This is a genomic window from Escherichia sp. 20412-1, from assembly GCF_003027595.1.
GTDB classification, from domain to species: Bacteria; Pseudomonadota; Gammaproteobacteria; order Enterobacterales; family Enterobacteriaceae; genus Escherichia; species Escherichia marmotae.
In genome coordinates this window covers 48011-60562 of the sequence record NZ_PYQM01000012.1, presented here as the reverse complement: position 1 = coordinate 60562, position 12552 = coordinate 48011, and the positions used below count along the sequence as shown (strand labels likewise).

Sequence of the window (12552 nt, the reverse complement as noted above, 5' to 3'; positions counted from 1 at the left end):
ATTTTTTCCATGAAATATCAAAAATCGCTCATTATACATTCTATACCTTAGCCGCCTTATATCAGAGCAAGCGTTAAATCTTGCATTATCAATTTATTAATCATTACGATTCTATTTATATTTTTTGTCTGTCTCCCATTCTCCCTGATAATTTTTCTTGTTAAACAAAATGCTGTTTAGCAAATAAGCAGACCAATCTGTTTCTTTAAATAAATCTTGATATCAAACATGATCTTTATCGATATATATGTAAATATATAGCGGTTTTGATTGTCAGGATATTACTCATGCCACTAACCAGACGGATGTTTACGCAGGCTCTTGCATCCACCCTGCTCCTGTATCATTTGCCGTCCTTTGCACAACCCGTTAAATTCTGGGCCTCACCGATGCTCCCCGACGCAAAAAAGATTACGCGCATAGTCAGCGCTGGTGCGCCTGCGGATCTGCTTTTGCTGGCTGTCGCTCCGGAAAAACTGGTCGGTTTTTCTTCCTTTGACTTTGCCCGCGAAGCGGCTATTCCATTACCCCCGGCGATTCGCCATTTACCTAAACTTGGGCGGCTTGCCGGGCGCGCCAGTTCGCTCTCGATGGAAGGGCTGATGGCATTGCAGCCCGATCTGGTCGTTGATTGCGGCAATACAGATGACACCTGGATCTCCCAGGCCCGGCAGGTTAGCGAGCAGACACAAATCCCCTGGTTATTGCTTAACGGGAAACTGGAGCAATCCGCAGAACAGTTAACAACGCTGGGCAAAACGTTAGGCGAAGAAAACCGCGCCGCAGAACAAGCCAGTCTCGCCAACCGTTTCGTTCGTGAAGCTCAGGCGTTCGCCGCCTCGCCCGCTGCCAACATTCGCTTTTATGCCGCGCGTGGTGCCCGGGGGCTGGAAACAGGTTTACAAGGTTCGTTGCATACTGAGGCGGCAGAATTATTAGGTCTGCACAATGTTGCACAAATTGCCGATCGTCATGGGCTGGCGCAAGTATCCATGGAAAACCTGCTGCGCTGGCAGCCGGATATTATTCTGGTTCAGGATCCCGTCACTGCTGACTTTATCCGTAACGACACGCTCTGGCAGGGGGTAAAAGCTGTCGCGGAACGACGCATCTTATTTTTAACTGGTTTGCCCTTTGGCTGGCTGGATGCCCCACCAGGAATCAATCGCCTTTTGGGGTTACGCCGATTGCATGCCTGGCTCGATCCCGTAGTCAACAGCCAGTTTAAAGATGATATGCAGCGTTACGCCCAACTGTTCTGGCATAGCACATTAAGTGACGCCGACTATCAAAAAATGGTGGCGAGCTAATGAGAACAGTGAACGGGTTTATTTTGCTTTTGCTGCTGGCAGCCATCAGCATCACTTTTGCTGCCGTAAGTGGGGCTTATCATCTCGATATGCAGCAGTTGCTGGCGCTCATTCTTCGTCAAGAAGATGTCCCAGTGCAGGAACACATTGTCTTCTGGCAAATCCGCGTACCGCGCATTCTTGCTGCGCTGTTACTGGGCGCTGCGCTGGCGGGGGCGGGAACCACCTATCAGGGTATGTTCCGTAATCCCTTAGTTTCACCAGATATTCTGGGTGTCTCCGCGGGTGCCGGACTCGGGGCCTGCGCGGCAATCCTGTGGGGATTATCGATTGTTTACATCCAACTGTACGCGTTTTGCGGCGGACTGTTGGTCGTCGCGGGTGTCTGGTTGATTACACGCCGGGTTACCCGCCACGATCCGGTCTTAACTCTGGTACTGGTCGGTATTGCGCTGGGTACGCTATGCGGAGCCGGTATTTCGCTAATAAAAACTCTGGCCGATCCCTACACCCAGTTACCTTCAATAACCTTCTGGTTGCTGGGAGGGCTGTCCACCGTAACCTTGCGTGATCTTTACTACGCTGCGCCGATCATTCTAATTGGCTCCCTGCCCCTGTTTTTCCTCCGCTGGCGCATGAATTTACTCACACTTTCCGACGATGAAGCCAGCTCGCTGGGGCTGAATGTTGCGCGCCTGAGGTTAGGGTTGATTATCTGCGCCACGCTAATCACCGCCAGCACAGTGGCAATAGCAGGAATTATTGGTTGGATCGGCCTCGTCGTCCCACATATTGCCCGCTTGTTGACTGGTCACAACCATCAGCAACTATTGCCTGTGGCGATGTCTACAGGTGCCATTCTGCTTCTGCTCACCGACACACTGGCGCGAAGCATTGGGACAACAGAAATCCCGCTCGGCATTCTGACCGCTTTTGTTGGTGCACCATTTTTTCTGCTGTTGTTGTTACGCGGAGGTCGCCAGTGACTTTGCTTGCCGTCCGTCATGCTTCTCTGGGTTACTCCCGCCATCCGGTGCTACACGACGTTTCCTTCAACCTGTCTCAGGGATCAATTTGTTGCCTGCTGGGAGCCAATGGCTGCGGTAAAACTACGCTGATGCGCACCATTCTTGGCGTGATTCCATTGTCAGGTGGCGAGATTTTGCTGGATGGCGTACCTGTTCAGAAACTTAGCCATCACCAGCGCGCGCAAGCTATTGCCTGGGTGCCGCAAGCTCACGACGGTGTTTTTGCTTTCAGTGTACTGGACATGGTGTTAATGGGACTGACTCCAATAATGGGGACGTTTTCCGTCCCCGGTAAGCAAGAACGCCTGAAAGCCACAGAGCAACTGGAAAAGCTGGGTATTTCGCATCTGGCGACAAGGCGCTGGAATACCCTTAGCGGCGGTGAACGCCAGATGGCATTAATCGCCCGCGCCCTGCTTCAGCAACCACGCTTGTTGTTACTGGATGAACCTGCCTCCAGCCTCGATTTTGGTCATCAGATCCAACTGCTGGACACCCTGGCGCAGCTAAAAAATAACGGAATGACGATGCTGATGTCGACCCATCATCCGCTACATGCTAACGCCATTGCCGACAGCGTTATCCGGGTTGAGCCAGATGGACGCGTAACACAAGGCTTACCGGCTGAACAACTGACAATGGACAAACTGGCAGCCCTGTATCGGGTTTCCGCCGCCCAGATTCATCATCACCTCTCTGCCATTAAACGCTAAGGAACAATCATGCTCATTGATGATATTGATTTTGCAGACCTTTATCTTCAGCAATTAAAGCTGGCTCACCGAACAGAAAAAACGCCAGATCACTGGGATCAACGGGCGGAAAAAATGGCCGAGAATTGCGCCTCGCCAACGGACAGCTATCTGCAACAACTGATCGCTAAAATTGACCTGCAGGGCGCAAATTCCTTATTCGATATGGGCTGTGGACCGGGCACTGTGTCACTGGCACTGGCTGATAAAGTCACTACCGTTTATGGCGTTGATTACAGTCAGGGGATGCTGAACGTTGCCGCCCGTCGCGCCGCCGCGATGAAGGCCGACAATGTCCACTGGATCCAACGCGCCTGGGAAGAGGACTGGAGTGACCTGCCACGCTGCGATATTGCCGTGGCTTCCCGATCCACGCTGGTGGCTGACATGCGCCAGGCGATGACCAAACTGAATAATCAGGCAGGGTTACGCGTCTATACCACCCATCTTGTCAGTACCTCGTTCGTCTCCCCTGCCATCCAGCGGGCGGCAGGTCGGGAAGTGATCGAATTACCCAACTATATCTTTGCACTTAACGTGCTGTATCAGATGGGAATTTATGCTCACGTTGATTTTATCCGTGGGCAAAATTGCCAACAGGATAACAGTACCTGGGAACGTTTTGAGCAGAACGTCAGTTGGAGTCTCGGCACGCTTAACGACGATGAACGCGAACGGTTATATCGCTGGTATCAACAACAGGATGCTCGCGCCCTCGCCCCTGCCAGCCGCGACTGGGCACTCATCTGGTGGGACAGCGTGCCACAGGAGGCACTGCGATGATTTTCATTTCTCAGGCACAAATCGATGCGTTACTTCTGGAGGATATCCAGGGAGGTGACCTGACCACACGTGCATTAGGCATCGGTGAACAGCCTGGTGTTATTGATTTTTTTCACCGCAAGGGCGGCTGCGTCAGTGGTGTGGCGGTGGCTTGCAAGATGTTAACCACGCTGGGATTAACCATCGATGATGCTGTCAGCGACGGTTCACTAGCGAACCCGGGTCAGCGTCTAATCCGGGCACATGGCAATGCCGCAGCACTTCATCAGGGGTGGAAAGCAGTCCAGAACGTGCTGGAGTGGAGTTGCGGCGTGTCTGATTATCTCGCTCAAATGTTGATGCTGCTTCGCGAACGTTATTCCGATGGCAATATTGCCTGCACCCGAAAAGCGATCCCCGGCACCCGTTTACTGGCAGCGCAGGCAATTCTGGCCGCAGGGGGATTGATTCACCGTGCCGGATGTGCGGAGACCATATTATTGTTTGCCAACCACCGTCATTTTCTTGCCGACAAGCAGGACTGGTCGGGCGCAATCGCTCAGTTACGTCGCCACGCACCGGAGAAGAAAATCGTTGTTGAAGCCGATACGCCTGAAGAGGCAATTGCCGCGTTACGCGCGCAACCAGACGTACTTCAGCTCGACAAATTTAGTCCGCAGCAGGCAACGGAAATTGCGCAAAAAGCACCGTCACTGGCTCCTCACTGCACGCTGGCTCTGACGGGTGGAATTAATCTGACAACTCTCAAAAATTACCTCGATTGTGGCATCCGACTGTTTATTACCTCCGCGCCTTATTACGCGGCACCGGCTGATATCAAAGTCAGTCTGAAACCCAAAGCCTCTTTTTAATTCTTTATTAAACGGAATTTATTTTATGAGATTCAAAAAACATTATCTCTGCACAGCATTATCAATTGCACTTGCCCAGCAGGCCGTAGCAGCTCAAGAGAGCGATACACTGACTGTATGGTCCAGCCCTGTATCATCGACGACGACCACCATTCTCGATCAACCCACCATAAAGGCGTTGGATAAACAAAATGTTGCTCAGGCATTAAGTGTCGTTCCCGGCGTGGTGCTGCAAAAATCAGGCAGCCGCAACGAAGAACAGGTCAAAGTTCGTGGTTTTGATAGCCGTCAGGTGCCGGTCTATTTCGACGGCGTCCCCATTTATGTTCCCTATGATGGTAACCTCGATCTGGCGCGGATTTTAACCAACAATCTGGGCGCGGTCGAAGTTTCCAAAGGGTATTCCTCACTGCTACAGGGACCTAATCAGATGGGGGGTTCCATAAACATCACCACTCAGAAACCGACCAAACCGCTGGAAGCGAGTCTGGGATATCGTCAGGGATGGAGTCGTAGTCAGGACAACGCCTACGATATGCACGCTTCATTTGCCGCCAGCAGCGATCTGGGATACTTGCAAGTCAGCGGCAGCCAGCTAAAACAGGATTTTCTCGGCCTGCCACACGGTGTTAATAATGATATTGCAGGCAAGCACGGCAAGATGATTAACTCATCTGCCGATGACAAACGCGGCATTGTGAAGCTCGGTTTTACACCGCGTGAAAACGATGAATACACGCTGACTTACATTAAGCAGGATGGCGAAAAAGACAACCCGCCATACAGCGGAAACAGTGGCCAAAAGTCACGCTACTGGCAGTGGCCGGAGTATGACAAAGAAAGTTTTTACTATCAGGGAACCACACAGCTAAACGACCGTTTTACCCTGAAAAGCCGGCTGTATCGCGACACCTTTGAAAATACGCTCATGATGTACAACTCGCTGGCCGATCTGAAAAGTAAAAACGGTAGCTATAGTCACTATTCCGATTACAGCGATGGTGCCGGATTACAACTGGCGGCCGATGTACGTGAAAACGATCTGCTGTCGTTTGCCGTTAACTGGAAGGATGACGTACACCGGGAAAAAGGTGCACCTCACGCCGCTTACGATCGCTATGAAGATCGTACCTGGTCGCTCGCCAGTGAATATCAATGGGCTGCTGCTGATAATTTGGATGTTGTGGCCGGGATCAGCTATGACTGGCGTGATAGCGTAGAAGCGAAAAAACACGAAAAAGATGGCAGCATCACCCATTATGACGACAACAATCAGTCAGCTTTTAACTGGCAGGTGATGGGGAAATACCACTTTGCCAATGAAGACACGCTGGCGCTTTCATACTATGACCGCACGCGCTTCCCGACACTGAAAGAACGCTATACCACGTCCAAACCGGCGTATAACCAGATAGCCATTGTTAATCCACAACTTAAGCCAGAACGCGCTCGCGGAGTGGATTTAACCTGGAATGGCGCTTTCACCCGCGCCTGGGGATTTGAAGTCAGCGTTTACTATAACCGGGTAAGTGACGCCATCCTTTCACACAATATCGATGCCGATACCATTCAAAACCAGAACAGCGGCACGGTAGATTACAGTGGCCTGGATGCCGGTATTAAGGGGAAAATCAGCAATGTACTGGATGTAGGATTGAGCTACGCTCTGATTCATGCCGATGCCAAACGCAAAGATATCGGCAAGATAACCGATCTGCCGACACAGACAATGACTGCATGGATGACACTCAAACCGTGGGAGCCGTTAAGCGTAACGCTGTCGGAAGAGGCGCGTTCTTCCAGTTACAGCAACAGCGACGGTTCACAAAAAGCCGCCGGTTTTGCGGTGACCCACATTCGTGCCGATTACGCCTTAGGTCATGGCTTCAGCGTCAATGCGTCCGTCAATAACCTGTTTGATACGAAATATGCCTACAGCGAAGGGTTTATTGAAGAAGGGCGTAATTTCTGGGCAGGTGTGGAGTATACGTTCTGATTTGAAAGCGGATAGCGGCGTCAGCACCGCTATCCGCCTTATGAAAATCTTATTCTCTTCGCAGAAGGCGAAATACCCCCAGAACCAGGATAGCGCCGACCACCGCCACCAGGAAGCTGTGCAAATTAAAACCGCTGATGGAACCGCCAATGCCAAACATGGTCGCCAGCCAGCCGCCGACAACCGCACCGACTATCCCGAGAATACAGGTCAGGAAAAATCCACCACCATCACGCCCTGGCATGATCAGCTTGGCGATAATGCCGGCTATCAGGCCAAAAATAATCCAGGCAATAATTCCCATGTTCAGGCCCTCGTTTCGATGAATCGGACGCAGAAAATGTTTACGTCAACGCTCTAAGTATAGGCAAGGGCTGGATCGATGCTGGCGTCTGTCGGTTGATTTAAGATCAACGTGTAAAAAATATTCACGCATTTGTATTAAGTTTTGTTAATCACTACCGATAAACCAAAGACAGTTTGTCGGTCAGGAGTTTTTCCGCGTGAGTCATTACCATGAGCAGTTCCTGAAACAAAATCCGTTAGCAGTCCTGGGCGTTTTACGCGATTTGCACAAAGCCGCTGTTCCCTTGCGTATCAGTTGGTCAGGCGGTCAGTTGATCAGCAAAATACTGGCAATAAGCCCTGATAAACTGGTGCTGGATCACGGCAGTCAACCAGAAGACAATAATACAGCGCTTAAAGCGCAGCACATTACTATTACCGCCGAAACTCAGGGGGCGAAAGTCGAGTTTACTGTTGAACAATTACAGCAAAGTGAGTATTTGCAGCTTCCTGCGTTCATCACCACACTCCCTCCCGCCTTATGGTTTGTACAACGACGCCGATATTTTCGCATCTCCGCCCCACTTCATCCGCCTTATTATTGCCAGACCAAACTGGCAGATAACAGTACGTTACGTTTTCGCCTGTATGATTTATCGTTAGGTGGCATGGGCGCATTGCTGGAAACGGAAAAACCAGCCGGATTGCACGAAGGCATGCGCTTCGCACAGATTGAGGTCAACATGGGACAATGGGGAGTTTTTCACTTTGACGCCCAGTTACTGGCTATCAGCGAACGCAAATTGATTGATGGCAAAAATGAAACCATCTCCACTCCCCGTCTGAGCTTTCGTTTTCTTAACGTCGGCCCGACGGTGGAGCGGCAATTACAGCGAATTATTTTCTCACTCGAACGGGAAGCCCGGGAGAAAGCGGACAAAATACGCGACTGAGTTACATCGCATCCAGTGCCTGCTCGAGTTTGTAGATATAGCGCGGTGCCTGCGGTGCGGGATGATTTTTCGCTACATGCTCGAGGAACTCGTCAGCGTCCAGATCGTTGATTTTACTGATCGCCTTTTTCCGATCTGATGAGAAAGTCCGTAACAGCGCGCCAGCTCCGTTGGCGTATGACACCACCAGTGCATATTGCAGTACCTTCGGATCTTCAATTCCTGCCAGCGGGCCGGTTTCCAGAATATTCAGGTAAGCCGCCCCCATTGAGATATTGCGCTCCGGGTTTTTCAGTTCGCTGGTTGTCGGTTCGCCACTCCACCCCATGCGGCGATAAACATCACGTCCGGACGTTGAGGCTTTCAACTGCATCAGACCAATCGCATTCGACTTACTGACCGCGTTTGGGTTACCGCCCGATTCAATAGCGATAATCGCCGTGATCAATTGTGGATCGACACCCCAGGCCGCACCGGCCTTCTGGCTTATTGGCATCCACTTCATTGCACGTTGTACCGGAACTTTCGCGTTCCACGGCGGGTTCGTGTAGTCATGCTTAGATGAACAACCCGCTAATAACACAATCAAAAAGGCAAACCATCTCAATTTCACTTCATCTATCCTTATAGCCTGGAATCGCCGTTGAGGTGACAACAGCACACCTAAGCGGCATGATATACAATTCGTTTCTGTTGTCAGCAAGGAATTGCCATGTCTCAGTTTCACTTAATCGCCCCGTCGGGTTACTGCATTAATCAGCACGCCGCGCAGCGCGGTATTCAACGCCTGACGGATGCAGGTCATCAGGTCAATAACGTAGAGGTCATTGCCCGACGCTGTGAGCGTTTTGCTGGTACGGAAACGGAGCGACTGGAGGATATCAATGCCCTTGCCAGGCTGACGTCACCCAACACTATCGTACTGGCAGTACGCGGCGGTTACGGTGCCAGTCGCTTACTGGCAGACATTGACTGGCAGGCACTGGTAACTCGCCAACAACATGATCCGTTGCTCATCTGCGGGCATAGCGATTTTACGGCCATTCAGTGCGCTCTTCTGGCGCAAGGCAATGTCATCACCTTTAGCGGACCGATGCTGGTGGCGAATTTTGGCGCGGATGAGTTGAACGCCTTTACCGAGCACCATTTCTGGCTGGCGTTACGTAATGAAACGTTCGCCATTGAATGGCAAGGGGAAGGCCCGGCGTGTCAGAGCGAAGGCACGTTGTGGGGAGGCAACCTCGCGATGTTGATTTCGCTGATTGGTACGCCCTGGATGCCGCAAATCGAGAACGGCATTCTGGTGCTGGAGGATATCAACGAGCATCCTTTCCGCGTCGAGCGCATGTTGTTACAGCTTTATCACGCAGGTATTTTACATCGTCAGAGCGCGATCATTCTCGGTAGTTTCAGTGGCAGCGCGCCAAATGATTATGACGCGGGTTACAACCTGGAGTCAGTTTACGCGTTCTTGCGCTCTCGTCTGTCGATCCCACTCATCACCGGCCTCGATTTTGGTCATGAACAACGCACGGTTACACTGCCGTTGGGCGCACATGCCATACTCAATAACGATAAAAGAGGCACACGGATGACAATAAGCGGTCATCCTGTTCTGAAAGCGTAAAAAAATCACGCTTCAGGGCCAAGTAAAACGCTGTTTCTGCCGTGAATATGGTAGGGTTTATAGTACGAGACAGCGTAATCAGGAGTAACCGACCGTTGGATGCCGCAACAATCATTAGCCTTTTCATCTTAGGCTCCATCCTTGTCACCAGTAGTATTTTACTTAGTTCATTTTCTTCCCGCCTTGGCATTCCGATTCTGGTTATTTTCCTGGCGATTGGCATGTTGGCGGGCGTCGATGGCGTCGGCGGCATTCCGTTTGATAATTATCCTTTTGCCTACATGGTAAGTAATCTGGCGCTGGCAATTATTTTGCTCGACGGCGGGATGCGAACCCAGGCCAGCTCATTTCGTGTTGCATTAGGTCCGGCGCTTTCACTGGCGACAGTCGGCGTGCTTATCACCTCAGGTTTAACCGGCATGATGGCGGCGTGGTTGTTTAATCTTGATTTGATTGAAGGCTTATTAATCGGTGCCATTGTCGGCTCCACCGACGCCGCAGCGGTCTTTTCTCTGCTTGGCGGCAAGGGACTTAACGAACGTGTTGGCTCAACACTGGAGATAGAATCCGGCAGCAATGATCCGATGGCCGTCTTTCTGACGATTACCTTGATTGCGATGATCCAGCATCATGAAAGCACTATTAGCTGGATGTTCGTTGTCGATATTCTGCAGCAATTTGGGCTGGGAATTGTGATCGGTCTTGGCGGTGGTTATTTACTGCTGCAAATGATTAACCGCATTGCTCTGCCTGCGGGCTTGTATCCATTGCTGGCATTAAGCGGCGGTATCCTGATTTTCTCTTTAACCACGGCGCTGGAAGGCAGCGGTATTCTGGCAGTTTATCTGTGCGGTTTTCTGCTGGGTAATCGCCCGATTCGCAACCGCTACGGCATTCTGCAAAATTTCGACGGCCTCGCCTGGCTGGCACAAATCGCCATGTTCCTCGTGCTCGGCCTGTTGGTTAATCCGAGCGACCTGCTGCCTATTGCCATTCCGGCGCTCATATTGTCCGCATGGATGATTTTCTTCGCCCGTCCCCTGTCGGTATTTGCCGGATTATTACCGTTCCGCGGCTTCAATCTGCGCGAACGGGTGTTTATCAGTTGGGTGGGATTACGCGGCGCGGTGCCGATCATTCTGGCAGTATTCCCGATGATGGCGGGGCTGGAAAATGCGCGCTTGTTCTTTAATGTCGCCTTCTTCGTGGTGCTGGTTTCACTGCTATTACAGGGAACATCACTCTCGTGGGCAGCGAAAAAAGCCAAAGTCGTGGTTCCGCCCGTCGGACGTCCTGTATCACGCGTTGGCCTGGATATTCACCCGGAAAACCCGTGGGAGCAGTTTGTTTATCAGTTAAGTGCCGATAAATGGTGCGTGGGTGCGGCACTGCGCGATCTGCATATGCCAAAAGAGACGCGTATTGCGGCACTGTTTCGTGATAACCAGTTGCTTCATCCCACCGGCAGCACCCGACTGCGCGAAGGCGATGTGCTGTGTGTAATTGGTCGGGAGCGCGATCTTCCGGCGCTCGGTAAACTGTTCAGCCAGTCGCCGCCAGTCGCGCTGGATCAACGCTTCTTTGGTGACTTCATTCTCGAAGCCAGCGCCAAATATGCTGATGTGGCGCTGATATATGGTCTGGAAGACGGCCGGGAATATCGCGATAAACAGCAAACACTGGGTGAAATTGTTCAGCAGTTGTTAGGCGCGGCACCGGTTGTCGGTGACCAGGTGGAGTTTGCCGGGATGATCTGGACGGTGGCTGAGAAAGAAGATAATGCCGTGTTGAAGATCGGCGTTCGGGTGGCAGAGGACGAAGCCGAATCTAAAATTTGATGTAGTTTGTATCGCCGGATGCGACGCTGTGCGTCTTATCCGGCTAACAGCAAGTTACACCGTCACAACTGGCACGCGTAACGCCAGCGCGCACATCAACTCATAGCCTACCGTTCCGGCAGCGGCGGCGACATCATCAATTTTGATCTCCTTGCCCCACAGCTCAACCGGCGTACCAATTCCCGCCTGCGGGCAAGGCGTCAAATCAACCGCCAGCATATCCATCGAGACTGTCCCTATCGTCATGGTGCGTACTCCGTCCACTAAAACAGGTGTACCGGTTGGCGCATGACGCGGATAACCATCGGCGTATCCGGCGGCGACAATGCCAATTCGCTGCTCATCGCGCGCGGTATAGTGACCGCCATAGCCCACACGATCTCCTGCTTTTAGTGTCTGGATACCAATAATCTCGCTGCTTAATGTCATTACCGGACGTAATCCAGTATTGGCAATATCCCGCCACTGACCGGACGGCGAAGCACCATACAAAATAATGCCTGGTCGAACCCAGTCAAAATGCGCTTCCGGATGCCACAGGGTTGCCGCCGAGTTAGACAACGAACGCCGACACTCCAGCCCTTCTGCTGCTCGCTCAATATGCGCCATCGCCGTAGAAATCCCATCAGGATGCTCCGCATCGGCAAAATGCGACATCAGCGTCATTTCGCCAACATTCGCCATCGCCCGCAATTGCTGCCAGACGGTAAGCATGCGCTCAGGCATGAAGCCCAGCCGATTCATCCCGCTGTTCACTTTAAGATAAATATCCAGCGGTGCCTTTAGTCGCGCGTTTTGCAACGCTTTGAGCTGCCAGTTGCTGTGTACACAGGTGGTCAGCCGGTACTGGTCATAAATTTCCAGATCCTGAGCATGGAAAAATCCCTCCAGCATCAGGATCGGCCCTTTCCAGCCGCGCTCGCGTAACGTTATCGCCTCTTCCAGATTAAGTAATGCAAAGCCATCGGTGGCCCCGAGCGCGCTCCAGATACGCTCGACACCGTGACCATACGCGTTGGCTTTTACCACCGACCAGACACGCGCATGCGGCGCGGCCTGGCGAACAATGGTCAGATTCTGTTTTAATGCCTGCAGATCGAGGCTGGCCTGTATCGGTCTGGTCATCTCG

The 12552-nt window shown here is 51.8% G+C and carries 12 protein-coding genes; 9 read left to right on the top strand and 3 right to left on the bottom strand.

The genetic code is table 11. From position 1 onward, the window contains the following. Positions 1–287: 287 nt before the first annotated feature. The 6 genes from C7B16_RS10940 to C7B16_RS10915 are packed head-to-tail and all read left to right on the top strand — an operon-like array spanning position 288 to position 6720. Positions 288–1310, top strand: a complete 1023-nt coding sequence (locus C7B16_RS10940) for an iron ABC transporter substrate-binding protein (protein WP_107179697.1) — start codon at positions 288–290, stop codon at positions 1308–1310. Beyond that, entirely contained in the window at positions 1310–2296 is a 987-nt protein-coding gene (locus C7B16_RS10935; protein ID WP_001261268.1) for a FecCD family ABC transporter permease, read from the top strand. The genes C7B16_RS10940 and C7B16_RS10935 overlap by 1 nt, the downstream gene beginning before the upstream one ends. After that, positions 2293–3051 carry an ABC transporter ATP-binding protein gene (locus tag C7B16_RS10930; RefSeq protein WP_000173307.1) on the top strand — a complete coding sequence of 253 codons (759 nt, stop codon included), beginning with the start codon at positions 2293–2295 and terminating at the stop codon, positions 3049–3051. Before C7B16_RS10935 ends, C7B16_RS10930 begins: the two co-directional genes overlap by 4 nt. Before the next feature lie 9 nt (positions 3052–3060). Continuing rightward, positions 3061–3873, top strand: coding sequence for a class I SAM-dependent methyltransferase (locus C7B16_RS10925; RefSeq protein WP_107179696.1), 813 nt, complete (start codon positions 3061–3063; stop codon positions 3871–3873). Continuing rightward, on the top strand, positions 3870–4724 hold the full coding sequence (modD, locus tag C7B16_RS10920; RefSeq protein ID WP_016262064.1) for a ModD protein: 855 nt from the start codon (positions 3870–3872) through the stop codon (positions 4722–4724). Before C7B16_RS10925 ends, modD begins: the two co-directional genes overlap by 4 nt. A 25-nt stretch (positions 4725–4749) precedes the next feature. After that, a complete protein-coding gene (locus C7B16_RS10915; RefSeq protein ID WP_061090495.1) occupies positions 4750–6720 on the top strand; it encodes a TonB-dependent receptor plug domain-containing protein in 1971 nt (656 codons plus the stop codon). A gap of 49 nt (positions 6721–6769) precedes the next feature. On the opposite strand, the gene C7B16_RS10910 is transcribed toward C7B16_RS10915, so the two are convergent. Further along, positions 6770–7024, bottom strand: a complete 255-nt coding sequence (locus C7B16_RS10910; RefSeq protein ID WP_000511315.1) for a GlsB/YeaQ/YmgE family stress response membrane protein — start codon at positions 7022–7024, stop codon at positions 6770–6772. A 199-nt stretch (positions 7025–7223) separates the two neighbouring features. Between C7B16_RS10910 and ycgR the strand changes: the two genes are divergently transcribed. Continuing rightward, entirely contained in the window at positions 7224–7958 is a 735-nt protein-coding gene (ycgR, locus tag C7B16_RS10905) for a flagellar brake protein YcgR (RefSeq protein WP_105224430.1), read from the top strand. A gap of 1 nt (position 7959) precedes the next feature. Here the strand turns inward: ycgR and emtA are convergent, their stop codons facing one another. Continuing rightward, entirely contained in the window at positions 7960–8571 is a 612-nt protein-coding gene (emtA, locus tag C7B16_RS10900; protein WP_001516541.1) for a membrane-bound lytic murein transglycosylase EmtA, read from the bottom strand. A gap of 99 nt (positions 8572–8670) precedes the next feature. Here emtA and ldcA point away from each other — a divergent pair, with 99 nt between their 5' ends. Together ldcA and C7B16_RS10890 are read left to right on the top strand one after the other, a co-directional pair. Continuing rightward, positions 8671–9585 (top strand): muramoyltetrapeptide carboxypeptidase, encoded by a 915-nt coding sequence (ldcA, locus tag C7B16_RS10895; protein ID WP_000077266.1) that lies wholly within the window; start codon positions 8671–8673, stop codon positions 9583–9585. 95 nt (positions 9586–9680) lie between these two features. Beyond that, positions 9681–11423: a potassium/proton antiporter gene (locus tag C7B16_RS10890; protein WP_000338390.1), complete on the top strand. Its 1743-nt coding sequence runs from the start codon at positions 9681–9683 to the stop codon at positions 11421–11423. Between the two features lie 54 nt (positions 11424–11477). On the opposite strand, the gene dadX is transcribed toward C7B16_RS10890, so the two are convergent. Beyond that, positions 11478–12548 carry a catabolic alanine racemase DadX gene (dadX, locus tag C7B16_RS10885; protein ID WP_107179695.1) on the bottom strand — a complete coding sequence of 357 codons (1071 nt, stop codon included), beginning with the start codon at positions 12546–12548 and terminating at the stop codon, positions 11478–11480. Positions 12549–12552 lie beyond the last annotated feature (4 nt).